Genomic DNA, 836 nt, shown 5'->3' with positions numbered 1-836 from the left:
GGCTGGACTCAAGTAAAAATGAAAGCTGTTCTTCATAATGAAGCCATCAAAAATGTACTTGAAAAAATTGATTCGTCTCAATTAGACTATATCGTCATTGATCAGTTCGCAAAACGCGAAGTGTATAACCATTACGCATTATCCGATATACCACTTCCAAAGAAAACAAAATTTGAAACAAAAGGAGAATCGAAGTCATTAGCCATTGCAGTGGCAAGCATAATCTCTCGATACGCATTTGTTACATATATGGATCAAATATCAAAAAATATTAATATGACGATTCCTAAAGGTGCCGGTGCTAAAGTCGATGTAATCGCCGCCAAAATTATAAAAAAATACGGTCTTTCACATTTAGATACCATTTCAAAAAAGCATTTTAAAAATCGTGAAAAAGCCCAAAAAATTTTAAAGCCTCTTTGATTTTTAATCATTATAAATTGGATCCTAATAGGAAATCCTATTAGGTAAGTCATACTAATTTGCTTTGCTCATAAGTATGACTTTATATGCAGTTGTGCGAAGCATCATCTGTATTCCACTGTTCCTCTTTGACTTTTTAAACCAATCGAATCCTAATTGGTGAATCCAAAAATAAAACCCCATGTTAGGGATATCAATCTACTTCAGATATCCTTATACATGGGGTTTAAATCATTATCTAATAACAGCACCTTGTTCAATTAATGCTGCTTCAATTTCCGCTTGTACTTTTGAAACGCGCTCATCTGTCAATGTTTCTTCTGTGTCTAAATAATTTAAACGTATTGCAATTGATTTTTTACCTTTTTCTAAATGTTCGCCCTGATATACATCAAAGACAAGTGTATCTTTTA

At 32.7% G+C, this 836-nt stretch carries 1 protein-coding gene and 1 pseudogene; one reads left to right on the top strand and one right to left on the bottom strand.

Annotation, left to right across the window (positions count from 1 at the left end; translation table 11 throughout):
* Positions 1–423, top strand: a pseudogene (locus IDG60_RS16995) (ribonuclease HIII); the annotation flags it as partial.
* A gap of 234 nt (positions 424–657) precedes the next feature.
* On the opposite strand, the gene IDG60_RS16990 reads toward IDG60_RS16995, so the two are convergent.
* The coding region (locus IDG60_RS16990; protein WP_206160906.1) for a phenylalanine--tRNA ligase subunit beta-related protein at positions 658–836 on the bottom strand (179 nt) is incomplete at its 5' end.

Source organism: Staphylococcus sp. EG-SA-2 (genome assembly GCF_017152085.1).
This window is presented reverse-complemented; position numbering and strand designations above follow the sequence as displayed.